Consider the following 21,370-nt stretch of genomic DNA (forward strand, 5'->3'; position numbering starts at 1 on the left):
CATTCCCCGACCGTAGCCCTTCCGGACCGGAAAGTGCGCCGGTAACTGTCCGGGCCGACGCCCACCTCGGCGCGCATCCGTCGTCGCAGGTTGGCCGCCGTACCCAGCCCCGATCGCTCGGCGACCCGCTCGACCGGCAGCGCCGTCGTCTCCAGCAGGCGCTGCGCGAGCCGGACGCGCTGCACGCGCAGCCAGCGCCCCGGCGTCACCCCGGTCGCCGCGGCGAACTCGCGGTGGAACGTCCGTTCGCTCATCCGCGCGTGCCCGACGAGGTCCTCGACCCCGATGCCGGAACCGAGCCGCGCCATCGCCCAGTCCATTGTGGACGACAATCCGGGCTGCGTGGCGGAAGGCACCGGACTGTCGACGTACTGCCGCTGCCCGCCTTCACGCGCCGGCGGCATCACCAGCCGCCGTGCGAGGGCGGCGGCGACGTCCGCGCCGTGGTCGCGGCGGACCAGGTACAGGCACAGGTCGAGGCCGCCGACGACGCCCGCAGAGGTCAGGACGCCGTCGTCGTCGGTGTAGAGCACGTCACGCTGGAGGTCCGCCCGCGGCGCGACGCGGGTCAAGGCGTCGAAGTCGCGCCAGTGCGTCGTCGCCGGACGGCCGTCGAGCAGGCCGGCCGCGGCCAGCGTGAACGCGCCGGAGCACAGCCCCGCGACCGTCCGGCCGTCCCGGTGCGCCCGGCGCAGCGCGGTGACGGCCGCGGACGGCACCGGCGCGAGCGGGTCGTCGCGGCCCGGCGCCAGGACGAGGTCGCAGCCGTCGAGGCCGGTCAGCCCGTGCGTCGCCGCGACGTCGCCGAACGGCGAGACGGCGGTGCGGACCCGGCCCTGGCTGCACAACCGCAGGGCGAACGGGCCGATCCCGCTGTCGGTCCGGTCCTGGCCCCAGACCTCGCCGATCACCGCGAGGTCGAACATCCGGGTGCCCGGCAGGAGCAGAACGCCGATCGTGCGCATGGCAGGAAAGTACCGCATCGCGCGTCTTCTGCCACTCCCCTGAGCGCCAGAAACCCGCGAAACTCGACGTCATGACCGAAACGGCACTGATCCTGATCGACGTCCAGCGCGGGTTCGACGAGCCCGTCTGGGGCCCGCGCAACAACCCCGGCGCGGAGGCGAACATGAAGGCCCTGCTCGACGCGTGGCAGGAGCGGCGGCTCCCGGTCGTACTCGTGCACCACGACTCGACCGGGCCGGACTCGCCGCTGCGGCCCGGCCAGCCCGGCAACGACTTCAAGCCCGAACTCGACGGCGCCCGCCCGGACCTCGTGTTCGGCAAGCAGGTCAACTCGGCCTTCATCGGCGACGTCGACCTCGACACGTGGCTGCGCAAGCGCGGCATCACGAGCTTCGTCCTGGCCGGGATCCAGACGAACTTCTGCTGCGAAACCACCGCGCGGATGGGCGGGAACCTGGGCTACGACGTGACTTTCGCGCTCGACGCGACGTTCACGTTCGACCTGCCGGGCGTGGACGGCGACGTCGTCACCGCCGACGAGCTGTACCGCGTCACGGCGGCGAACCTGGCGAACCAGTTCGCCACCGTGAAGTCCACGAAGGAGATCCTGGCCGGCCTCAGCTGAGGCCGTTGCGCTCCCGGATCAGCGAGACGATGCCGTCCATGATCCCGGTCAGCTCGTAGTCCTTCGGCGTGAACACGCGGGCGATGCCGCGCTCGGTCAGCAGCGCGGCGTCGTCCGGCGGGATGATGCCGCCGACGATCACCGGGACGTCGCCCGCACCCGCGGCACGCAGGCCGTCGACGACGTGCGGGACGACCTCCAGGTGCGAACCGGAGAGCACCGACAGCCCGACGACGTGCACGCCCTCCTGCACCGCGGCCGCGACGATCTGCTCGGGCGTCAGCCGGATGCCCTGGTAGACGACCTCGAAGCCGACGTCGCGCGCCCGGACGGCGACCTGCTCGGCGCCGTTGGAGTGCCCGTCGAGACCCGGCTTGCCGACCAGGATCCGCAACCGCTCGCCCAGTTCCGCTTCGGTGGCGCGGACGCGTTCGCGCACCCGCTCGATCTCCGGGTCGCCCCCGCCGCCCGCCGCGGCCGCGGAAACCCCGGTGGGCGCCCGGTATTCGCCGAACACCTCGCGCAGCGCGCCGGACCACTCGCCGGTGGTCACGCCGGCCCGCGCACAGTCCACAGTGGCTTCGAAGAGGTTTTCCGTGGTCCGCGCGCGTTCCTTCAGCGTGGCCAGTGACCGTTCGACGGCGGCGTCGTCGCGCTGGGTGCGCCACTCCTCGATCGCGCTGACGGCGGCCTTCTCGACGGCGGGGTCGATCGTCTCGATCGCCTTCGCGCCTTCGGCCTGCAGCGGCGACGGCTCGGTCGTTTCGAACTTGTTGACGCCGACCAGGATCCGCTCGCCGTTTTCCATGCCCCGCCGGTACTCGGCGAGCGAACCGACCAGCTGCGACTTCATGTAGCCGCTCTCGACCGCGGCGACCGCGCCGCCGAGGTCCTGCACGCGGGCGATCTCCTCCCGCGCACCGGTCATGATCTCGTCGACCTTGGCCTGGATGACGTGCGAGCCGTCGAAGATGTCCTCGTACTCCAGCAGGTCCGTCTCGAACGCGAGCACCTGCTGCATCCGCAGCGCCCACTGCTGGTCCCACGGCCGGGGCAGGCCGAGCGCCTCGTTCCAGGCGGGCAGCTGGATCGCGCGGGCGCGGGCGCCGCGCGAAAGCGACACCGCGAGCATCTCCAGCACGATCCGCTGGACGTTGTTCTCCGGCTGGGCTTCGGTGAGCCCGAGCGAGTTGACCTGGACGCCGTAGCGCAGGCGGCGCGCCTTCGGATCCGTTACGCCGTAACGGTCCCGGGTGAGCTCGTCCCAGAGCGCGGTGAACGCGCGCATCTTGGACATCTCCTCGACGAACCGCACCCCGGCGTTGACGAAGAACGAGATCCGCGCGACGACCTTCGCCATGTCGGCCGCGTCGACCTGCCCGGAGTCGCGCACGGCGTCGAGCACGGCGATCGCGGTACACAGTGCGTAGGCGACCTCCTGCGTCGGCGTCGCGCCGGCTTCCTGCAGGTGGTAGCTGCAGATGTTGATCGGGTTCCACTTCGGCACGTGGTGCACGGTCCACGCGATCATGTCGGTGATCAGCCGCAGGCTCGGCCCGGGAGGGAAGATGTAGGTCCCGCGGGACAGGTACTCCTTGATGATGTCGTTCTGCGTGGTCCCGGTGAGCTTCGCCAGGACTTCGTCCACGTCGCGGCCCTCGGCCTCGGCCTGCTCGCGCGCCACGGAGACGTACAGCGCGAGCAGCCACATGGCGGGCGCGTTGATCGTCATCGACGTGTTCGCCTCGGCGAGCGGGATGCCGTCGAAGAGCCGCCGCATGTCGCCGATGTGCGACACGGGCACGCCGACCTTGCCGACCTCACCGCGGCTGAGCTGGTGGTCCGGGTCGTAGCCGGTCTGGGTCGGCAGGTCGAAGGCGACCGAGAGGCCGGTCTGGCCCTTGGCGAGGTTGCGCCGGTAGAGCTCGTTCGACGCGGCCGCCGAGGAGTGGCCCGCGTAGGTCCGCATCACCCACGGTCGGTCTCGCTCGCGGTCCGTTGGGTACGGCACTGGGCACCTCCGGCGGTGGACGTTTCGCTGAGTGTACCGATCGGTAACTTATGGTGGCAGTGCAATCGGACACGTCCGGGTGACTCAGTCCGCGTCCTGCGCCTGCACGATCAGGTCGCGAAGGCCCCCGGCGTCCGGCACGGCGAACAGGACGATCGGGCGCTGCTGGTTCCGGCTCGGCAAGCCGAAGCCGAAGATGTCCACCGTGACGACCGGCGGGTGGAAGGTGAGCTTGCCGAGGCCGCCGCGGCCGGGGGAGGTGACCGGGGTGGTCAAGTCCATCCACGTGCGGGTGTAGCCCGAGACGCGGTCGGCCACGACGACCCGCTGATCGGTCACCGCGTACACCGCGCGATGCGTCGTCCACAGCCGCCAGAGCACCGGCCCCCAGACGGCGGCGAGCGCCAGGACGACGAGCGTCAAGCCGCCCGGAAAGGTGACGACGGCGAACACCGCCGCCGGGACGGTGCCGAAGACGAGGCGGAACCACTCCAGGCCGGTCGGGACGACCCGCTGCGGCCGGCCCGACCACAGCAGCCACTCACCCGGCTCCAGGACGATGATCGGCTCATCCACTGCACTCTCCCCGGTCGTCTTTGCCGGGCTGACGCTCCGGAAGGCCGTGCCGGTTGCCTTCAGGCGGCCGAAGTGCCGGTTTCCGGCGGCGCCTGACGCGCCTTGGCCTCGTCGATGGCCTTGGTGAGCAGGTCGCGGACGCGCTTGGGCTCGCCGACGCCCATCAGCGTCACCGCGCCCGGTCCGAAGGTGATGGTGCCGGCGCGGGACGGCCCCGGCTTGAGGACCGGCGCCGGGAGCCCGGCCAGCTCGCTCGCGCGTTCCTTCTGCCGGAACAGCCCGGACCGCGCGATGACCCGGCTGTCCGTCACGGCGTAGGTGGTGCGCCCGAGCGCGAGGTACCGGACGGCGGACCGGCCGACCGCGCCGTACAAGCCGATCACCAGCACCACGACGGCCCCGGCCATGGCACCTCCGCTGGGCTGCTTCGCGAGCAGGAACCAGAGCGCGGCGACGGTGACGATGAGTCCGGCAGGGGCGATCACCCCGTCCGCGGCGACGTAGAACGGGCGCTGGACCGGCTCTCCCGCCCAGAGCACGCGCTCACCGGGCAAAAGCTCGATTTCCCCTGCTGACATGGCCGAACACTACTCTGCGGAGACCACTCCCGCCGAGCCTCGAGCGCGCTGTACGCACCCGCGCACGCTCCGTGCCCGCAAGGCCGGCGATGTGACGGAAATCCGCGAGACCGCACCGGTACCCCTCGATTAGCGTGGGCAGCCGTGACGTGGAGTGCTTACGGAAGTTACCTGCTCATCGTGGTGCTGATCGTGCTCGCGCCGGGCCCGGACACGATGGTGATGCTCAAGAACGCGCTCTCCGGCGGGTTCCGCGGCGGGCTGCTCGCGTCGCTCGGCATCTTCGCCGGCAACGCCGTCCAAGGCAGCGCCGCGGCGCTCGGGCTGGGCGTGCTCATCGCACGGTCGCAGCCGGTGTTCCTCGCGCTCAAGTGGGTCGGTGCGGCCTACCTCGTCTTCCTCGGCTTCCAGGCGCTGCGCGGGGCTTTCCGCGGGAACTACGACGTCGTCGAGAACACGCAACGCCGTAAAGCGAGCGGGTTCCGGCGCTTCCGCGAGGGGTTCCTCTCCAACATCACGAACCCGAAGGTGCTGGTGCTGTACCTGTCCGTGCTGCCGCAGTTCCTGACCCCGCGGTCGAGCATCGGGGACTCGCTGGTGCTGGCCTACACCGTCGCGGTGCTCGGCGGCCTGTGGCTGCTGGTGCTGCTGGTGTTCGTGCACCGCGTCCGCGCATGGCTGGGCCGCCGCCGGGTGCGCCGTACGCTGGACGGCGTCACCGGCACCGCGCTGCTCGGGTTCGGCGCCGCCCTCGCCCTGGAGTCCTGATGACGTTGAGCACCTACCTCGGCTTCGCCGGGATGATGGCGTTCCTGGCGATGATGCCGGGTCCGGACACCATGGTGGTGCTGAAGAACGCCCTGACCGGCGGCGCCCGCGGCGGCGGCTGGGCGTGCGCGGGCATCAGTGTCGCGAACTTCCTGCAGGGCACGGCGGTGGCGCTCGGCCTGGGCGCGGTGATCACGCGCTACCAGCCCCTGTTCGAGACCGTGAAGTGGCTGGGCGCGGCCTACCTGCTCTTCCTGGGGGTCCAGGCTTTGCGCGGCGCTTGGCGCGGGAACTACGAAGCCCTCGACGACGTCCGCCGCGCTCGCGGCACGCGGGGACGCCGGTTCCGGGAGGGGTTCCTGTCGAACATCACCAACCCCAAGGTGATCGTGCTGTACCTGTCGGTGCTGCCGCAGTTCCTCACGCCGGCGTCGACCTTCGCCGATTCGCTCCTGCTGGCCTACACGGTCGCGGCGCTCGGCGTGGTGTGGCAGGTGCTGCTGTTGCTGTTCGTGCACCGGGTGCGCGGGTGGCTGCGGCGACGCCGGGTCCGCCGGACTCTCGACGGGATCACCGGCGCCGCCCTGCTCGGCTTCGGGGCCGCGCTCGCCGTCGAAGGCTAGAGCGTCCGGTCCAGCCAGTCGTAGATCCGGCCGGCCGCGAGCCGCTGGGCGCCGACGTGGCAGTGCGCGTCCGCGCCTTCCTCCGCGGTGAACGTCATCAGCGTCTTCGGTGCGTTCAGGTGGTCGTACAGCCGGCGCGGCTCGGTTTCGGTCTCCCCGCCGAAGAACAGGTCGTCCGCCGCCTCGCACACGAGCGTCGGGCAGGTGATCTTCTCCGCGATGCCGTCCTCCAGCGTGTACTCGAGGTACTTCGCGATGAACTCGCGGTCGGTCGCCGCGCCCAGGACGTACCGGCCGTGGTCGCACGCCCAGCGCAGCGTCGGGCTGGCTTCGCGGCCCGCGGCGAGGATCGCGTCGAACTCCGCGTCCTCCGGGGCGTTCGCCCGCCGGACGATCTCTTCGCGCGGCCACGGCAGCAGCGAAGTCACCGCCGAACCCGCGTCGTACACACCGTCCACCGCGACGACCGCCGCCAGCCGGGGTTCGAACGCGGCCGCGCGCGGGGCGAGCACGCCACCGAGGCTGATGCCCATCAGCGCGATCCGCGACGCGTCGACGCCGTCGAGTCCCAGCGCGAAGTCCACCACCGGCGTGACGACGTGCTCCCAGTCCGGCCGGAACACCAGCTTGTCGCGCCGGATCGCGCTCGGCTGGCCCGGGCCGTCGAACGTCAGCACGTGGTAGCCGCGCTCCGCTCCGGTCGCCGCACCCATGAAGTGGCATTCCTCGGCGCTGCCGTCGAAACCGCTGTGGATGATCAGCACCGGCTTCGGCCCCTCGCCCGGCGCGCGGTAGAAGTACCCCTGCAGAACCGTTCCCTCGTAAGGGATTTCGACCGGTTCCGCGACACCCGCGCGCCGGAAGCACTCGACGCTGCGGTCGTAGGCCGCCGCGATGCGCGGGTCGGCCGGGTCGCCGTGGAGGAAGAACTCCGACGAGAAGTAGTACGTCGACGCGCGCAGCAGCAGGTCCCGCGCGGTGATCGGCCCGGCGTCCGCGGCCTCGGCGTAGAGCCGGTCGGCCAGGGCGCGGTAGGCGTCGTGCCAGCTGTCGTAGTCGCCGGCCGTCACGGTCGACGCCGCCGCGACGACCTCGCCGAAGTCCGAACCGCCGTAGGACGAGTGACCGAACAGGCGCAGGGTCTCGAACCAGAACTGCGGGTCTTCGGTGAACATGATCTGCTTCATCGGATCTCCTCCTCCACGAAGGTTTCGAACGGGCGGGCGGGCCGGCCGGTGACCTCTTCGACGGCCGGGGTGACGCGGTCTTCGGCACCGCGCCGGATGTCCTCGTCGAGGGCGGCGAGCACGGCGGCGAACTCCGCCGGGATCCCGGACGCGCTCACGCGGGCCGCGAATTCGGCGGTGCTCACCGCGCGGTGCCGCACCGGGCGCCCGGTGCGCGCGGCGATGATCGATGCGGCTTCGGAATAGCTCAACGCATCGGGACCGGTGAGCACGTGTTCGGTGTTGTGCGGTTCGGGGTCGGTCAGCGCGCGGACGGCGACCGCCGCGATGTCGCCGGCGTCGACGAACGCGACCCGCGCGTCCCCGGTGGCGGTGACGATCTCGCCGTCGTGCACCCCCTGGGCGACCAGGTGCTCGCCGGTGAAGTTCTGCATGAACCAGGACGGCCGCAGCACGGCCCACTCCGGCGCCTCGCGCACCAGCCGCGGCAGGTCGCCGAGCCCGGGCGTGTCCGCCGTGACGGCCGACGAGCTGAGCAGGACGACCCGGCGGACGCCGGCGGCGAGAGCGTCGTCGAGGAACGGCTCGACCAGGCCCACGGGCTCGGCCTCGCCGATCGGTGCCAGCAGGTACACCGCGGAGACGTCGCGCAGTGCGCCGGCGTGGGTCGAGCGGTCGGCCCACTCGAACCGGACCTGACCGGGCTCGCCCGGCTTGCGCGTGGCCGCCCGCGCCGCGAACCCCGCGGCACGCAGGCCCGCGACGACCCGGCGCCCGGTCGTCCCGGTACCGCCGAGGACCAGGACGTCAGCCACCGAAGGCCGCCGTCAGCTCTTCGACGCCGCCGAGGACCTCGGCCGCGGCGAGCGGGCTCCAATAGTCGCGGTAGTGCCGGATTTCGCCGTCTTCGACGGTGATCACCGCGATGTACGACAGCTCGTACGGCTTCCCGGTGGCCACCACGACCCCGGCGACCGTGAACTCGGCGACGACCACGGCCGGGTCGGTCGTTTCGTGCACGGTCTTCGCGACGACCTCGCGGATGTCCAGCAGGTTCGGGTAGTCGCGCAGGTACTCGGTGATCGCCTCACGGCCTTCCACGCGCTTCGGGTAGCCCGGGCCGGCGAACGGGAACTCGAGGACGCCGTCCTCGGCCCAGAGCCCGGCGAACCCGGACATGTCGTGCTTCAGCAGCAAGTCGATCCCGTGGTCGACGAGGTCGCGCAGCTCCATCGGAGCCTCCTTGAACATGTGGACGATACGGTACCGTCCCGACGTAACTCTAGACGGGACGGTACCGTCCCGTCCACCCGCTACACTGCGCCCATGGCACGCACCCCGACCGGCGCAGCGGTCCTCCAGCCCGAGGTCACGCAGGCGATCTCCGACGCCGTCATGTGGGAACTCGCCGAGCAGGGCTACGGGCGGCTGTCGATGGAAGCCGTGGCGAAACGCGCCGGCGTCGGCAAGAGCGCGCTGTACCGGCGGTGGGTGTCCAAGGAGCAGATGATCGCGTCCGTGGTGACGGACTTCAGCGTGAGCCGCGCGGCGGAGGTCGACACGGGTTCGCTGCGCGGAGACCTGCGCGAAACGATGCAGGCCCTGATCGACTGGCTGACGCACCCGCTGTTTTCCCGGATCCTGCCGGACCTGGTCGCGGAGGACGCCCGCAAGCCGGACCGCGGCCGCGGCCTGCGCGAGGCCATCGGCGGCCCCCGCCGCGAGGTCGGCGAGGCGATGCTGCGCCGCGCGATCGCGCGCGGCGAGCTGGCCGAGGACCTGGACATGGAACTGGCGCTCGACATCCTGGCGGCGCCGATCTACTGGCGCCTGGTGGTCCGCCTCGCGGAAGCGGAGCCGGACTACGTGGACCGGCTGGTGGAGTTCGCCCTGCGCGCACTGGGCGCGCAGGGCGGGTGACTCACGTCCGGGCCGGTTCGCCCGCGACGCGCTCGATGTTGGCGCCCAGGCGGTTCAGGTTCTCGACGAAGTGCGGGTAGCCGCGGTCGATGTGGAAGACATCCCAGACCTCGGTGACCCCGTCCGCGCACAGGCCGGCCAGCACCAGGCCGGCGCCCGCGCGGATGTCGGACGCCCAGACCGGCGCGCTCGACAGCGCCTTCACGCCGCGGACCACCGCGTGGTGGCCGTCCGTGCGCGCGTCGCCGGAGAGGCGGATCATCTCTTCGATGAACCGGAAGCGCGCCTCGTAGACGTTCTCCGTGATCATCGACGTGCCCTCGGACACCGCCGAGAGCGCCACCGCGAACGGCTGCAGGTCGGTCGCGAAGCCGGGGTACGGCAGCGTCACCCAGTCGACCGCCTTCGGGCGCTCGGGCTGGACCACGCGGAAACCCTTGTCCCCGAACGTCTCGACGTCCGCGCCGGCCAGCTGCAGCTTGTTCAGCACCAGGTCGAGGTGGTGCGGGTTGACGCCGCGGACGGTGATGTCGCCGCGGGTCATCGACGCGGCGAACGCCCAGGTCGCGCCGACGATCCGGTCGCCGATCACGCTGTGCTCGGTCGGGTGCAGCTGCTCCACGCCGTGGACGGTCAGCGTCGACGTGCCGGCGCCCTCGATCTTCGCGCCCATCTCGGTCAGCATCGTGCAGATGTCGACGATCTCGGGCTCGCGCGCGCAGTTGTCGATGACCGTGGTGCCCTCGGCCAGCACGGCCGCCATCAGGATGTTCTCGGTCGCGCCGACGCTCGGGAAGTCCAGCCAGATCTGCGCGCCGACCAGCGTCTCGGCCTTCGCGACGACGCAGCCGTGCTCGATCGTGCTCGTCGCGCCCAGCTTGCGCAGGCCGTTCTGGTGCATGTCCAGCGGGCGCGAGCCGATCGCGTCGCCGCCCGGCAGCGCCACGACGGCCTGCTTCAGCCGCCCGACCAGCGGGCCCAGCACGCAGACGGACGCGCGCAGCTTGCCCATCGCGGCCGAGTCCGCGCGGTGCGACAGCTCGGCCGGCGTCGTGATGGTGGCGGTGTCGCCCTCGATGACGACCTCGCACCCGACGCTCCGCAGCACGTCGCCCATCAGCGGGACGTCCAGGATCTGCGGGCAGTTCGTGATGGTCGTGGTGCCCTCGGCCAGCAGGGCCGCGGCCATCAGCTTCAGCACGCTGTTCTTCGCGCCGACCACGTCGACCTCGCCGACCAGCCGGGCTCCGCCATGCACGTCGAAGTGCTCGCTCATGGCCGCCAATCATGCCCTCTCGCCCGGATTCGGCCCGGGCGGGGGCCGCTATGGTGGGTTCATGGTCGTTCGCATCAACCGCGTCTACACGAAGGTCGGCGACAGCGGCACGACCGCGCTCGGCGACGGGTCCCGCGTGCCCAAGACGTCCCCCCGCCTGGGCGCGTACGCCGACACGGACGAGACGAACTCGGTGCTGGGCCTGGCGATCGCGATGGGCGCCCTGCCCGCCGAGGTCACCGACGTGCTGCGTGCGGTGCAGAACGATCTCTTCGACGTCGGCGCGGACCTGTGCCTGCCGATTTCCGACGACCCGCCGTACCCGCCGCTGCGCATCACCGAGAAGTACGTCGAGCGGCTCGAAGGCTGGTGCGACGAGTTCAACGAACGCCTGCCGAAGCTGACGTCGTTCATCCTGCCGGGCGGGACGCCGGGTGCGGCGTTCCTGCACCAGGCGCGCACGGTGTCGCGGCGCGCGGAGCGAAGCGCGTGGGCGCTGCACGAGGCCGAGCCGGAAACGACCAACCCGATCGCGGTGAAGTACCTGAACCGGTTGTCGGACCTGCTGTTCATCCTCGCCCGGCTGGCGAACCCCGAGGGTGACGTGCTGTGGCAGCCGGGCGGGCAGCCCTAGATCCCCCAGCTCTCCCGCAGCGATCCCAGCGCCTGGTGGAAGCCGGGGAACGTCTTCTTCACGCACTCCGGGTCGTCCAGGGTGATGCCCGGCGTCCGCAGGCCCGTGATGCTGAACGCCATCGCGATCCGGTGGTCGCGCCGGCACTTGACCAGCGCGCCGGTGGGCTCCCCCGGCTGGATCTCGATCCAGTCCCGGCCGGTCTCGACGGCGATGCCCATCGCGCGCAGGTTCTCCTCGCAAGCGTCGAGCCGGTCGCACTCCTTGATGCGCGTGTTGTAGACGTCCTCGATGCGCACCGGGCCCGAAGCGAACGGCGCGATCGCCGCCAGTGTCGGGACAGTGTCCGAGATGTCGCGCATGTTCACCGTGACGCCGCGCAGGCCGTCCGACGGGCCCGCGACCGTCACCGAGTCCTCGGTCAGCTCGACGTGCGCGCCCATCTCCCGCAGCACGTCGGCGAACTTCACGTCGCCCTGCAGGGCGGACGAGCCGAGGCCCGGAATGGTCACCGTGCGGCCCGTGACCGCCGCCGCGGCCAGGAAGTAGCTGGCCGTCGACGCGTCCGGCTCCACCGGGTACTCGCACGCCTGGTACGGCTGCGCCGGCACCACGAACGTCTTGCCCTCGCGCCGGACGTCGACGCCGAAGCGCCGCATCATCTCCAGCGTGATCTCGACGTACGGCACCGAGACCAGGTCCGTCACCGTGATCCGCAGTCCCTCCGCCGTCAACGGCCCGAGCAGCAGCAACGCCGTCAGGAACTGGGACGACAGCCCCGCGTCGAGGGTCAGCGGACCGCCCTTGACGCCGTTCGCGCGGATCGTCAGCGGGTGGTGGCCCGGCTCGCCCTCGAAGGACAGGTCGACACCCAGCTCCTGCAGTGCGTCGGTCAGCGGGCCGAGCGGGCGCCGGCGCATCTGGTCGGACGCGTCGAAGTGGAACGTCCCGGTGCCGGCCGCGGCCAGCGCGGGCAGGAACCGGGCCGTCGTGGCGCCGTCGCGGCAGAAGACGTCGGCCGAAGCGACGCCCGGACCCGACGGGCGCCCCTCGATCGTCCACGCGCCCGGTTGCCGGTCGACGCGGTAGCCGAGCTTGACGAGTCCCTCGGCGAAGCCTTCGGTGTCGTCCGAGTGCAGCGGACGGCCGAGGGTCGTGGTGCCGTTCGCGGCGGCGGCCAGGAACAGGCCGCGGGCGGTGACGGACTTGGAGCCGGGGATCTCGACGAGGGTCACGAACCCCAGTTTAGTGGGGCGAGATCTCGGCCATCGGGCCCCAGTCGGAGGCATCCTGGACGTTGATGATCTGCGGGTTGTCGCTGATGTAGGCGCCCAGGTTCGCGACCGCCCACTTGAAGTGGTCGGAGCCGACGTGCGCGACCGCGGCGTCTTGGCCCTCGAAACCCTCGACCAGGACGTAGGTGTTCTTGTCCTCGAGGCTGCGGGACCACTCGAAGAACCGGTTGCCGTCCTCGGCGCGGGTGTTCCGGGTGTAGTCGGCGACGATTTCCGGCCAGTTTTCCGCATGCTCGGGCTTGACCGGGAACTTGACGACGATGAAGATCATGCGCTCAACCGTAGGCCAAATCGGAAGCCGTGGCTGTCCCAGTTTGAGACAAACACAGCGAGACAACACAGCGAGACAAACAGGTCAGGACGCGCGCGGAAGGCGTCGCCCGGGCGGGGCGGATTCGAGCCACGAAAGAAACCCGGTCAGCGCGCCCGGCCCCATGGCGATCTCGATCGCCTCCTGGGTCTCCGACTCGCAGCGCAGCACGGTCGAGCCCTCGGGAACGGCGTAGGCCTCGGTCCCGGACGGGTCGCGCCGGTCGGCGATCTGCATGCTTTCGCGCTGGAAGACGCGGTCCGGGCCGGTCCGCAGGCTCCACACGCGGTACCAGACGAACTCGTCGCCCTCGTAGCGGCCCAGCCCCAGGTGCCAGCTGGACCGCGCGGCGTCGGGACGCCACCGCAGCGCGACGCTCACGCCCCCGCCGCGGCGCATCCGGATCCACCGCTGGCCGTACCAGGCGACCAGCACGGCGAGCACGATCAGGAGCCCGGCTACCACCACGGTGATCTTCACGGCCCGGCTCCTGCCCGTCTCCCGCTCAGGCCGACTGACCTGCCGCGCGGAGCTGGGCCGTGGCCCTCGTCCGCTCGGTCTCGTCGTCGGCGCTCAGTGCCGCCTTCGCCGCGTCGACGTCGATTTCGTCGGACAGCTCGGCGCTCTCGGCGAGAATGCTCACCCCGGTACCGGTCACGGAGAGGAATCCACCGTGCACGGCCGCGCAGACCGTCTCGCCGTCGGTGGTCGTCACCTTGACGACGCCACCTTCGACGAGCTGCCCGAGCACGGGTTCGTGGCCGGCCATGACGCCGATCTCACCCTCGGTGGTCTGGGCCACCACGAAAGTGGCGGTACCCGACCAGAGACGGCGCTCGACGGCCACCAGCTCCACGGACATCTCAGCCACGTAGCACTCCTTCGCTCGGGGTGTTACCACCGAGTGTAATAGGTCTGTCGTCGACTACGAGAACGGCGGGGGCGCGCATCCACAGTGGACACTGCCCCCGCCGTGCTCACGGAGTCACTTCTTGGTGATTTCCTTGTACTTCTTCTCGAGGTCCTCGAGGCCACCGATACCCAGGAACGCCTGCTCCGGGTAGTGGTCGAAGTCACCCTTCGAGATGCGGTCGAACGACTCGATGGTCTCCGAGAGCGGCACCGTCGAGCCCGGGATCTGCGTGAACGCCTCGGCGACCAGCATGTTCTGCGACAGGAACCGCTCGATGCGGCGCGCGCGCTGAACGGTGAGCTTGTCCTCTTCCGAGAGCTCGTCCATACCGAGGATCGCGATGATGTCCTGCAGTTCCTTGTACTTCTGCAGGATCCGGATGACCTCGGAAGCCACCCGGTAGTGATCCTCGCCGACGATGGCCGGGTCGAGGATCGTCGACGTCGACGCCAGCGGGTCCACCGCCGGGAAGATGCCCTTCTGGAAGACACCACGCGAGAGCTCGGTGGTGGCGTCCAGGTGGGCGAACGTCGCGGCCGGGGCCGGGTCGGTGTAGTCGTCCGCGGGGACGTAGATCGCCTGCATCGAGGTGATCGACCGGCCCCGGGTCGAGGTGATCCGCTCCTGCAGCTGACCCATCTCGTCGGCCAGCGTCGGCTGGTAACCCACGGCCGAAGGCATGCGGCCCAGCAGGGTCGACACCTCGGAACCGGCCTGGGTGAACCGGAAGATGTTGTCGATGAACAGCAGCACGTCCTGGTTCTGCACATCGCGGAAGTACTCCGCCATGGTCAGCGCGGACAGGGCGACGCGCATGCGCGTGCCCGGCGGCTCGTCCATCTGGCCGAACACGAGGGCGGTGTCGTTGATGACGCCGTCTTCGCTCATCTCCAGGAAGAGGTCGTTGCCCTCACGGGTGCGCTCGCCGACCCCGGCGAACACCGACGTACCACCGAAGTTCCGGGCGACACGGGTGATCATCTCCTTGATGAGCACCGTCTTGCCGACGCCGGCCCCGCCGAACAGGCCGATCTTGCCACCCTGGACGTACGGGGTGAGCAGGTCGACGACCTTCAGGCCGGTCTCCAGCATCTCCGTCTTGCCTTCGAGCTGGTCGAAGGAAGGCGGGTTGCGGTGGATGCCCCAGCGCTCGAGGTCGTCGCCGTAGCCGGGCTCGTCGAGGCACTCGCCGAGCGCGTTGTAGACGTGGCCCTTGACCTTGTCGCCCACCGGCACGGTGATCGGCTTGCCGGTGTCGGTGACCTCGGCGCCCCGGACCAGGCCGTCCTGCGGCTGGAGCGAGATGGTGCGGACGAGGTTGTCGCCCAGGTGGCTGGCGACCTCGAGGGTCACCGTCTTGCGCAGCTGCTCGAACTCGATCTCGACCTTGAGCGCGTTGAACTGGTCGGGCACGGAACCGCGCGGGAACTCGACGTCGACGACCGGACCGGTCACCGACACGATGCGCCCCTTGGCGCGCGGGGCTTCAGTACTGGTCATCAATCATCACTTCCTGCTGCGGTGAGCGCGTTCGCGCCACCGACGATTTCGGAGATCTCCTGGGTGATCTGGGCCTGGCGGGCCTGGTTCATCTCCCGCGTCAGGTTGCCGACCAGGTCGTTCGCGTTGTCCGACGCGGCCTTCATCGCCGTCCGGCGGGCGGCCAGCTCGGACGCCGCGGACTCGAGCAGCGCCGCGTAGAGCCGCGTGTTGATGTACTTCGGCAGGAGCGCGTCCAGCAGCTTGTCGGCACTCGGCTCGAACTCGTAGCTGGGGAGCAGCCCGGCGGGCTTCTCCTCTTCGCCCTCGGAGTACTCGACCTCGAGCGGCGCGACGCGCTTGGCGGTCGGGCGCTGCGTCAGCATCGACACGAACTCGGTGTAGACGATGTGGATCTCGTCGACACCCTCGATACCGTCGGTGTTGCCGTGCTCGTCGTCGACGCCGGCCATGAACGACCGGACGAGGGCCTCGCCCGCCTCCACCGCCGCGGTGTAGGTCGGCTGGTCGGAGAAGCCCGTCCAGCCGTCCACCACGTCGCGGTTGCGGAACCGGTAGTAGTTCAGGCCCTTGTTGCCGGTGACGTAGACCTGCGCTTCCTTGCCCTCGGAGCGGAGCAGGGCGAGCAGCTCTTCGGTCGCGCGCAGCACGTTGGAGTTGTAGCCACCGCACTGGCCCTTGTCACTGGTCACGACCAGGACAGCGGCCCGCTTCGGGTTCGGGCGCTCGACCAGCATGGGGTGGTCGAGGTTGGCCGCCGCACCGGCCAGCGCCGAGAGCACCTTGGTGATCTCGTCGGCGTACGGCCGGGAAGCGGCGACCTTCGCCCGCGCCTTGGTGATGCGCGCGGTGGCGATGAGCTCCATCGCCTTGGTGATCTTGCCGATCGACTTGGTCGCCTTGATGCGCGACCGGAGTTCCCGGAGTTGTGCGGCCATGAGCTATCAGCTCACTTCTTCGGGGCGGGCTTGTTGACCTTGACGGTCTCGTGCCCGACCTTGTCGGCGTCCATGGCGTCGGCGTCCGCCTCGACGAGGGACTTGCCCTCGGACGTGGTGAACTCCTTCTTGAACTCGTTCACCGCGGCGACCAGCTTCTCGGCCGTCTCGTCCTCGAACTTCCCGGTGTCGCGGATCGCGCCCAGGATGTCGGCGTGCTTGCGGCGGGCCGAGTCGAGGAACTCGTGGTTGAACCGGCGCACGTCCTCGGTCGGGACCGAGTCGTAGTGGCCGTTCGTGCCCAGCCACACCGTGCAGACCTGCTCCTCGACCGGGACCGGCGAGTACTGCGGCTGCTTGAGCACCTCGTACAGCCGGGCACCGCGCTCGAGCTGCGCCTTCGAAGCGTCGTCGAGGTCCGAAGCGAAGGCGGCGAACGCCTCCAGCTCGCGGTACTGCGACAGGTCGATCCGGAGCGAGCCCGAAACGTTCTTCATCGCCTTGACCTGCGCGGCACCACCCACGCGGGACACCGAGATGCCCACGTCGATGGCCGGGCGCTGACCGGCGTTGAAGAGGTCCGACTGGAAGAAGCACTGGCCGTCGGTGATCGAGATGACGTTCGTCGGGATGTAGGCCGACACGTCGTTGGCCTTCGTCTCGATGATCGGCAGCCCGGTCAGCGACCCGGCACCCAGCTCGTCCGAGAGCTTGGCGCACCGCTCGAGGAGACGGGAGTGCAAGTAGAAGACGTCGCCGGGGAACGCCTCGCGGCCCGGCGGGCGGCGCAGCAGCAGCGAGATCGCGCGGTACGCGTCGGCCTGCTTGGTCAGGTCGTCGAACACGATGAGGACGTGCTTGCCCTCGTACATCCAGTGCTGGCCGATGGCCGAGCCGGTGTACGGCGCGATCCACTTGAAGCCGGCGGAGTCCGAAGCCGGGGCGGCGACGATGGTGGTGTACTCCATCGCGCCCGAGTCCTCGAGGGACTTCTTGACCGCGGCGATCGTGGAGCCCTTCTGGCCGATCGCGACGTAGATGCAGCGAACCTGCTTCTTCGGGTCGCCGGTCTCCCAGTTGGCCTTCTGGTTGATGATCGTGTCCACGGCGACGGCGGTCTTGCCCGTCTTGCGGTCACCGATGATCAGCTGGCGCTGGCCGCGGCCGATCGGGGTCATCGCGTCGATGGCGGTGATGCCGGTCTGCAGCGGCTCCGACACCGGCTGGCGCTCGACCACCGAAGCGGCCTTGACCTCCAGCGGGCGGCGGTCGGTGGTCTCGATGTCGCCGAGACCGTCGATCGGGGCGCCCAGCGGGTTGACGACCCGGCCGAGGTAGCCGTCGCCGACCGGCACGGACAGGACCTGGCCGGTGCGCTTGACCTGCTGGCCCTCTTCGATGCTTTCGAAGTCGCCGAGGATCGCGGCACCGATGGAGCGCGCGTCCAGGTTCAGTGCGACGCCCAGGACGCCGCCGGGGAACTCGAGCAGCTCGTTGGCCATGGCCGAGGGGAGGCCCTCGACGTGGGCGATACCGTCACCCGCGTCGATCACGACGCCAACTTCTTCCCGGCTCACGTCCGGGGCGTAACTCGAGACGTAGTTCTCGATCGCGCTACGGATCTCATCCGAGGAGATCGTCAGCTCGGCCATGTCTTTCCCGCTCTCGCTTCGTTCTTGCCAGTATGCAAAGTCTTGTGTGACCTGGAGCTATGCCCGGGCCAGCCGCCTGCGCAGGGCCGCCAGCCGACCCGCCGCGCTCCCGTCGATGACCTCGTCGCCGACGCGGACGACGAGCCCGCCGCCGAGACCGGGGTCGACCTCGACGTGCAGTGCGATCGACCGCCCGTAGATGTCGTTCAGCTTCGCGCCCAGCCGGGCGGCCTGCTCGTCGGTCAGGGCGCTCGCGCTGGTCACGTAGGCGACCGAGCGCTCACGGCGGTCCGCGGCCAGCTTGACCAGCGCGTCGAGCCCGGCGCCGACGCCGCGGCCCTTGGCCCGGCGGACGACCTGCTCGACGAGGGTCTCGGTGACCACGTCCACCTTGTCGGCGAACAGCCCGCGCACCAGCGTCCGCTTGGCCTCCGCCGGAGCGGCCAGGTCCGCGAGCGCCGTCTCGAGCTCCGGGTGGTTGGCGACGACCCGCGAGACCTGGAACAGCTGGGTCTCGACGGTGTCGATGTTGCCGGTCTTCTCGGCCGCGGTGAGCAGCGCGGAGTGACCGAGCGACTCGAGCCCGTCGACCAGCTGACGAGGGCTGGACCAGCGGCTGCCCGCCACGGCGTCGAGCACCTTCAAGGCCGGTTCGGACAGCTTGCCGTCGAACAGCCGGCGCACCAGCGCGGCGCGCGCCTCCGGTGTCGTCGAAGCGTCGCTCACCGCCCGGCGCAGGCCGCTCTCCCGGTCCAGCAGGTCGACGACCGAGAGCAGCTCGTCGCCGACCGTGGCGGAGTCGGCTCCTGCGTCGGCCAGAACCTCGCCGAGGCGTTCCTCGGCGAGGCCGAGCGCTTCACGGCTCGCAGCATGCAGCGTCATTCCGGTCTACTTCCCCGCTCCACCAGCGGCACCGGCGGTGTCCAGCTCCGCGAGGAACCGGTCGACGGTGCCACGACGGCGCGCCTCGTCTTCGAGCGACTCACCAACGATGCGGCTGGCCAGCTCCACGGCGTTGCGGCCCATGTCGGCCCGCAGCTCGGCGATGATCTGCGCCTTCTGAGCCTGCAGCTGAGCCTGGCCCTGGGCGATGATCCGCTGGGACTCGGCTTCCGCGTCGGCCCGCAGCTCCGCCTTGATCTGCTCGGCTTCGAGCCGGGCGTCGTCGCGGATCTTCGCGGCCTCGCTACGGGCTTCCTGCAGCTGCGCCCGGTACTTCGCGAGCGCGTCTTCGGCTTCGGCCTGAGCCTTCTCGGCCTTCTCGATGCCACCCTCGATCTTCTGCGCACGCTCGTCGTACGCGGCCTCGAAGCGAGGGACGACGTACTTCTTGAGGATGAACAGCAGGATCAGGAAGGCGACGATGCCGAGGATCAGCTCCGAGATGTCGGGGATGATCGGGTTGTGCGTCTCGCCTTCTGCGGCGAGGAGCATTGCACTCTTCAGCACGGCGTCTCCTTAAGCGATGAGCTGCTGACTCAGGCGGCGGAGGCGATGAAGTAGATGACGATGCCGATCAGGGCCAGAACCTCGGTCAGCACGAAGGTCGAGAAGCCGATGCCCTGCAGCTTGCCCTGGGCCTCCGGCTGACGCGCGGTGCCGTTGATGACGGCGGCGAAGATCAAACCCACACCGATGCCCGGGCCGATCGCGCCCAGGCCGTAACCGATGGCGGCGAGGCCGGGGTTGATGTTGGCGGCCTGCTCGGCGGCGGCCTGGGCCAGAACGATGTTGCTCACGTGCGTTTCCCTTCACTTCGGTCCACGCGCTCGCGTGGATCGGGGGCTTGTGTTCTCAGTGCTCCGACGCCAGCGCGGCGCCGATGTACCCCGCCGAAAGCAGGGCGAAGATGTAGGCCTGCAGGACCTGGATGAAGGCCTCGAGGAAGGTCATCCCGATGGCGAAGATCCAGGCCACGAGCGAAACCGGCTTGAGCGCCCAGCTCGACGTCTCGGTCAGCAGGAACGTGCCGCCGAGCGTGAACACCGCCAGGATCAGGTGACCGGCGAACATGGCGGCGAAGACACGGATGGCGAGCGTCAGCGGGTTCAGGAAGAACTTCTCCGCGAACTCGATCAGCGAGAAGAGCGGGAGCACCGCCTTCGGCACACCCGGGGGCGCGAGTTCCTTCTTGAAGTAGCCGGCGAAGCCGTGCTTCTTGAAGCCCGCGTAGTGGTACACCGGGTAGACGACGAGGACCGCCAGAGCGACCGGGAAACCGAATCGCGCCATGGTCGGGAACTGGAGCAACGGGATGATCCCGTAGAGGTTGTTCACCAGTACGAAAGTGAACAACGAAAAAACGAGCGGCACATACCGCTTGAAGTCCTTCGAGCCGATCTGTTCGCGCGCGATGTTGTTGCGGCTGAAGTCGTAGATGGACTCGGCGACGAACTGCCCCTTGCCGGGTACGACCTGAAGCTTGCGGGTCGCGAGCAGGAAGTACGTCGCGATGATGACCACCGAGAGCACGACGAGCAGCATCGGCTTGGTGACTCCGCCGAACAACGCCGGCAACTCGAAGCTTTCGGCGCCGGGCGGTGCGAACACAGCACCCTCGGCCAATACCAGCGCGCCCACTGGGCTCCTTCCGGTTCTCCCGGCCGGCGTTCACTCCGCCGGGGGAATCGTCACGATCTGGACTTAACGTACCCGATACGCATCGGGACGCCGGAGGCGGCTGCCCCACTGTGCGATGAACACGGCTTCACGTTCTGCACACGGGGTTGTCTCGCGTGAACACTGCCCTGCGGTCTACTTCGGACCAGCGGCGGAGAGGCGGAACTACACGGTCGCCACACTGCTGATCGCGGTTCGTCTTAGGGAGCGTGCAGCCGAGGCCGCCACCCTTCACGCGGACCATACCAGCAGGTCAATCAGTGCCGTACAGGCGTACTCCATACCAACCGATCAGCCCAGGACCTAAGTCCCGGGTCGACCCGGGACCCTGGTCCGGGCCCGGGAGGGACCGGATGCGCAACGGTGCAGGCGGCAGCTTCGGCGCGGTCCCGGGGCACGCACGAAAGCGCATGTCTGTGGCCCCAGTCACACCCGGGCGGCCGCAGCCCGATTCACCGTGAGTAACGGAAGGTCACGACAAAACGGACGGTCGTCAGGAGGGGATGATCGTCGGGATCTTGGTCTTGCGGAAGGCGGCGAACTCGGCCGCGGCGGCGACCATGATGGCCACGATCATGGTGATGCCGAGCGACATCGGGTGCAGCGCGGTGACGCCCTTCAGCAGGGTCAGCGCCCCGAACAGCAGGACGACCTTCACGACGTAGCCGCCGAGCGCGATGACCATGACGAACATCGGGTCCTGGCCGGCGCTGAACCGCATCATGCCGAGCGTGGACAGCGACGCGAGCATGGCGAGCACGCCACCGACGAGCGAGCCCAGGAAGCCGGGCATGCCCTTGAGGATGCTGAAGAGCGCGATGCAGACGATCACCGCGGGCGGCGTGACGAGCAGCGAAGCCTTCGTCATCGCGCGGGCGGCCTGCAGCACCACCTTGGCGTGCGGGTTCTCCTGCTCGGGCGTTTCGGTCTCGCTCACGGCCTGCTCCCTGCTCGGTTCGGCTTCCGAGTGTAGAGAACG

Annotated in this window: 25 protein-coding genes; 5 read left to right on the top strand and 20 right to left on the bottom strand. The window is 69.8% G+C overall.

Translation table 11 applies throughout. The annotated features are described in order from the left end of the window. Nucleotides 1–965 (bottom strand): helix-turn-helix domain-containing protein (locus tag ABZ342_RS42585; RefSeq protein WP_360485908.1); only part of this gene is annotated, 965 nt, incomplete at its 3' end. Nucleotides 966–1,036: 71 nt separating this feature from the next. Here ABZ342_RS42585 and ABZ342_RS42590 point away from each other — a divergent pair. Beyond that, complete coding sequence (locus ABZ342_RS42590; protein ID WP_360485911.1) at nucleotides 1,037–1,591, top strand: cysteine hydrolase family protein; 555 nt, start codon at nucleotides 1,037–1,039, stop codon at nucleotides 1,589–1,591. Here the strand turns inward: ABZ342_RS42590 and ABZ342_RS42595 are convergent. The 3 genes from ABZ342_RS42595 to ABZ342_RS42605 form a co-directional block, all read right to left on the bottom strand. Next, nucleotides 1,584–3,602, bottom strand: coding sequence for a protein meaA (locus tag ABZ342_RS42595; protein ID WP_360485914.1), 2,019 nt, complete (start codon nucleotides 3,600–3,602; stop codon nucleotides 1,584–1,586). The genes ABZ342_RS42590 and ABZ342_RS42595 overlap by 8 nt on opposite strands. Nucleotides 3,603–3,686: 84 nt before the next feature. Next, a complete protein-coding gene (locus tag ABZ342_RS42600) occupies nucleotides 3,687–4,178 on the bottom strand; it encodes a hypothetical protein (RefSeq protein WP_360485917.1) in 492 nt (163 codons plus the stop codon). A gap of 59 nt (nucleotides 4,179–4,237) precedes the next feature. Next, on the bottom strand, nucleotides 4,238–4,756 hold the full coding sequence (locus tag ABZ342_RS42605; protein WP_360485920.1) for a PH domain-containing protein: 519 nt from the start codon (nucleotides 4,754–4,756) through the stop codon (nucleotides 4,238–4,240). A 144-nt stretch (nucleotides 4,757–4,900) separates the two neighbouring features. Here ABZ342_RS42605 and ABZ342_RS42610 point away from each other — a divergent pair, with 144 nt between their 5' ends. Beyond that, nucleotides 4,901–5,524 carry a LysE family translocator gene (locus tag ABZ342_RS42610; protein ID WP_360485923.1) on the top strand — a complete coding sequence of 208 codons (624 nt, stop codon included), beginning with the start codon at nucleotides 4,901–4,903 and terminating at the stop codon, nucleotides 5,522–5,524. After that, nucleotides 5,524–6,147: a LysE family translocator gene (locus ABZ342_RS42615; protein WP_360485926.1), complete on the top strand. Its 624-nt coding sequence runs from the start codon at nucleotides 5,524–5,526 to the stop codon at nucleotides 6,145–6,147. The genes ABZ342_RS42610 and ABZ342_RS42615 overlap by 1 nt, the downstream gene beginning before the upstream one ends. On the opposite strand, the gene ABZ342_RS42620 is transcribed toward ABZ342_RS42615, so the two are convergent. The 3 genes from ABZ342_RS42620 to ABZ342_RS42630 are packed head-to-tail and all read right to left on the bottom strand — an operon-like array spanning nucleotide 6,144 to nucleotide 8,561. Further along, nucleotides 6,144–7,334: an alpha/beta fold hydrolase gene (locus ABZ342_RS42620; protein ID WP_360485929.1), complete on the bottom strand. Its 1,191-nt coding sequence runs from the start codon at nucleotides 7,332–7,334 to the stop codon at nucleotides 6,144–6,146. The two genes, ABZ342_RS42615 and ABZ342_RS42620, sit on opposite strands and share 4 nt — an antisense overlap. Next, entirely contained in the window at nucleotides 7,331–8,149 is an 819-nt protein-coding gene (locus tag ABZ342_RS42625; protein WP_360485932.1) for an NmrA family NAD(P)-binding protein, read from the bottom strand. The genes ABZ342_RS42620 and ABZ342_RS42625 overlap by 4 nt, the downstream gene beginning before the upstream one ends. Further along, on the bottom strand, nucleotides 8,142–8,561 hold the full coding sequence (locus tag ABZ342_RS42630; RefSeq protein WP_360485984.1) for a nuclear transport factor 2 family protein: 420 nt from the start codon (nucleotides 8,559–8,561) through the stop codon (nucleotides 8,142–8,144). Before ABZ342_RS42630 ends, ABZ342_RS42625 begins: the two co-directional genes overlap by 8 nt. Nucleotides 8,562–8,660: 99 nt before the next feature. Here ABZ342_RS42630 and ABZ342_RS42635 point away from each other — a divergent pair, with 99 nt between their 5' ends. Then, complete coding sequence (locus ABZ342_RS42635; RefSeq protein ID WP_360485935.1) at nucleotides 8,661–9,254, top strand: TetR/AcrR family transcriptional regulator; 594 nt, start codon at nucleotides 8,661–8,663, stop codon at nucleotides 9,252–9,254. A 1-nt stretch (nucleotide 9,255) separates the two neighbouring features. On the opposite strand, the gene murA is transcribed toward ABZ342_RS42635, so the two are convergent. Next, nucleotides 9,256–10,530: a UDP-N-acetylglucosamine 1-carboxyvinyltransferase gene (gene murA, locus ABZ342_RS42640; RefSeq protein ID WP_360485938.1), complete on the bottom strand. Its 1,275-nt coding sequence runs from the start codon at nucleotides 10,528–10,530 to the stop codon at nucleotides 9,256–9,258. A gap of 61 nt (nucleotides 10,531–10,591) precedes the next feature. On the opposite strand from murA, the gene ABZ342_RS42645 reads away from it, so the two are divergent. After that, nucleotides 10,592–11,164, top strand: a complete 573-nt coding sequence (locus tag ABZ342_RS42645) for a cob(I)yrinic acid a,c-diamide adenosyltransferase (RefSeq protein WP_155541280.1) — start codon at nucleotides 10,592–10,594, stop codon at nucleotides 11,162–11,164. Here ABZ342_RS42645 and aroA read toward each other — a convergent pair. The 12 genes from aroA to ABZ342_RS42705 all read right to left on the bottom strand — a co-directional run bounded on the left by aroA (nucleotide 11,161) and on the right by ABZ342_RS42705 (nucleotide 21,328). Next, entirely contained in the window at nucleotides 11,161–12,399 is a 1,239-nt protein-coding gene (gene aroA / locus ABZ342_RS42650; protein ID WP_360485941.1) for a 3-phosphoshikimate 1-carboxyvinyltransferase, read from the bottom strand. The genes ABZ342_RS42645 and aroA overlap by 4 nt on opposite strands. A gap of 10 nt (nucleotides 12,400–12,409) precedes the next feature. Further along, nucleotides 12,410–12,730: a putative quinol monooxygenase gene (locus ABZ342_RS42655; RefSeq protein ID WP_155541278.1), complete on the bottom strand. Its 321-nt coding sequence runs from the start codon at nucleotides 12,728–12,730 to the stop codon at nucleotides 12,410–12,412. 84 nt (nucleotides 12,731–12,814) lie between these two features. Beyond that, the gene (locus tag ABZ342_RS42660) at nucleotides 12,815–13,249 is read right to left on the bottom strand and encodes a DUF2550 domain-containing protein (protein ID WP_155541277.1); all 435 of its coding nucleotides are present in this window, start codon (nucleotides 13,247–13,249) and stop codon (nucleotides 12,815–12,817) included. Between the two features lie 25 nt (nucleotides 13,250–13,274). Further along, entirely contained in the window at nucleotides 13,275–13,640 is a 366-nt protein-coding gene (locus tag ABZ342_RS42665; protein ID WP_155541276.1) for a F0F1 ATP synthase subunit epsilon, read from the bottom strand. Between the two features lie 114 nt (nucleotides 13,641–13,754). Continuing rightward, nucleotides 13,755–15,182 (bottom strand): F0F1 ATP synthase subunit beta, encoded by a 1,428-nt coding sequence (atpD, locus tag ABZ342_RS42670; RefSeq protein WP_285476233.1) that lies wholly within the window; start codon nucleotides 15,180–15,182, stop codon nucleotides 13,755–13,757. Beyond that, nucleotides 15,182–16,120: a F0F1 ATP synthase subunit gamma gene (locus ABZ342_RS42675; protein ID WP_155541274.1), complete on the bottom strand. Its 939-nt coding sequence runs from the start codon at nucleotides 16,118–16,120 to the stop codon at nucleotides 15,182–15,184. The genes atpD and ABZ342_RS42675 overlap by 1 nt, the downstream gene beginning before the upstream one ends. An 11-nt stretch (nucleotides 16,121–16,131) precedes the next feature. Next, nucleotides 16,132–17,772 carry a F0F1 ATP synthase subunit alpha gene (gene atpA, locus ABZ342_RS42680; protein ID WP_360485947.1) on the bottom strand — a complete coding sequence of 547 codons (1,641 nt, stop codon included), beginning with the start codon at nucleotides 17,770–17,772 and terminating at the stop codon, nucleotides 16,132–16,134. 57 nt (nucleotides 17,773–17,829) lie between these two features. Continuing rightward, nucleotides 17,830–18,654, bottom strand: a complete 825-nt coding sequence (locus ABZ342_RS42685) for a F0F1 ATP synthase subunit delta (protein WP_360485950.1) — start codon at nucleotides 18,652–18,654, stop codon at nucleotides 17,830–17,832. A gap of 6 nt (nucleotides 18,655–18,660) precedes the next feature. Next, on the bottom strand, nucleotides 18,661–19,221 hold the full coding sequence (locus ABZ342_RS42690; RefSeq protein ID WP_155541271.1) for a F0F1 ATP synthase subunit B: 561 nt from the start codon (nucleotides 19,219–19,221) through the stop codon (nucleotides 18,661–18,663). A 29-nt stretch (nucleotides 19,222–19,250) separates the two neighbouring features. Continuing rightward, nucleotides 19,251–19,511: an ATP F0F1 synthase subunit C gene (locus tag ABZ342_RS42695; RefSeq protein ID WP_155541270.1), complete on the bottom strand. Its 261-nt coding sequence runs from the start codon at nucleotides 19,509–19,511 to the stop codon at nucleotides 19,251–19,253. Nucleotides 19,512–19,566: 55 nt separating this feature from the next. Then, on the bottom strand, nucleotides 19,567–20,352 hold the full coding sequence (atpB, locus tag ABZ342_RS42700; protein WP_155541269.1) for a F0F1 ATP synthase subunit A: 786 nt from the start codon (nucleotides 20,350–20,352) through the stop codon (nucleotides 19,567–19,569). 532 nt (nucleotides 20,353–20,884) lie between these two features. Continuing rightward, nucleotides 20,885–21,328, bottom strand: coding sequence for a hypothetical protein (locus ABZ342_RS42705; RefSeq protein ID WP_360485955.1), 444 nt, complete (start codon nucleotides 21,326–21,328; stop codon nucleotides 20,885–20,887). Nucleotides 21,329–21,370: the final 42 nt, after the last annotated feature.

This window comes from Amycolatopsis sp. NPDC005961, from assembly GCF_040629235.1.
GTDB lineage: Bacteria > Actinomycetota > Actinomycetes > Mycobacteriales > Pseudonocardiaceae > Amycolatopsis > Amycolatopsis camponoti.

Bases quoted from the DNA above. Each gene is read 5' to 3' on its own strand.
- ABZ342_RS42675 (WP_155541274.1), bottom strand. From the start codon at position 16,120: ATGGCCGCACAACTCCGGGAACTCCGGTCGCGCATCAAGGCGACCAAG.
- atpD (WP_285476233.1), bottom strand. From the start codon at position 15,182: ATGACCAGTACTGAAGCCCCGCGCGCCAAGGGGCGCATCGTGTCGGTG.
- ABZ342_RS42645 (WP_155541280.1), top strand. From the start codon at position 10,592: ATGGTCGTTCGCATCAACCGCGTCTACACGAAGGTCGGCGACAGCGGC.
- atpA (WP_360485947.1), bottom strand. From the start codon at position 17,772: ATGGCCGAGCTGACGATCTCCTCGGATGAGATCCGTAGCGCGATCGAG.
- murA (WP_360485938.1), bottom strand. From the start codon at position 10,530: ATGAGCGAGCACTTCGACGTGCATGGCGGAGCCCGGCTGGTCGGCGAG.
- ABZ342_RS42615 (WP_360485926.1), top strand. From the start codon at position 5,524: ATGACGTTGAGCACCTACCTCGGCTTCGCCGGGATGATGGCGTTCCTG.
- ABZ342_RS42685 (WP_360485950.1), bottom strand. From the start codon at position 18,654: ATGACGCTGCATGCTGCGAGCCGTGAAGCGCTCGGCCTCGCCGAGGAA.
- ABZ342_RS42590 (WP_360485911.1), top strand. From the start codon at position 1,037: ATGACCGAAACGGCACTGATCCTGATCGACGTCCAGCGCGGGTTCGAC.
- ABZ342_RS42635 (WP_360485935.1), top strand. From the start codon at position 8,661: ATGGCACGCACCCCGACCGGCGCAGCGGTCCTCCAGCCCGAGGTCACG.
- ABZ342_RS42620 (WP_360485929.1), bottom strand. From the start codon at position 7,334: ATGAAGCAGATCATGTTCACCGAAGACCCGCAGTTCTGGTTCGAGACC.
- ABZ342_RS42605 (WP_360485920.1), bottom strand. From the start codon at position 4,756: ATGTCAGCAGGGGAAATCGAGCTTTTGCCCGGTGAGCGCGTGCTCTGG.
- ABZ342_RS42655 (WP_155541278.1), bottom strand. From the start codon at position 12,730: ATGATCTTCATCGTCGTCAAGTTCCCGGTCAAGCCCGAGCATGCGGAA.